The sequence below is a fragment of the Arthrobacter sp. B0427-1-12 genome (assembly GCF_059092905.1).
The window spans coordinates 1-484 of sequence record NZ_JBNHIC010000206.1; the positions used below are offsets into that span (position 1 = coordinate 1).

Sequence of the window (484 nt, forward strand, 5' to 3'; positions counted from 1 at the left end):
ACGTTCTCGCCGACGAACAGGTGCAGCGAGGCGGCCGAGGCGTCGGCCAGGATCGCCATCCGACAGCGTCCGTAGCCGCGGGGCTGCCTGACTTCGACGGCCACCGCTACGAGGGATTTCTTGCCCTTGGCCCGCCCACCACGCAGCCTAGGCTCCTCACCGCCGATGTACGTCTCATCGACCTCGACGACGCCGCTCAACCGGTCTCGGCCGGGGCGTACCAGCACCGGGCGCAGCCGATGCAGCATCGCCCACGCGGTCGGATATGAGCCGATCTCAAGCGCACGCTGCAGGCTCAACGCCGAGACGCCGTCCTTCTGGGCGGCGAACATCCAGCACGCCGTGAACCACACCGTCAGCGGCGTGCGTCGCCGGTCGAACAGGGTGCCCGCGGTCACCGCGGTCCGCGCCCCGCAGCCCGCGCACTTGAACCGGCCATCACCGAGCGCCCAGCCGCCGACCTGCGCGCAGCGCGGACAGACGA

At 70.9% G+C, this 484-nt stretch carries 1 protein-coding gene; it reads right to left on the reverse strand.

Features of this window, described 5'->3' with window-relative positions; all coding sequences use genetic code 11:
• Positions 1-484 (reverse strand): IS1595 family transposase (locus AC5RWU_RS24575; protein WP_493986781.1); only part of this gene is annotated, 484 nt, incomplete at both ends.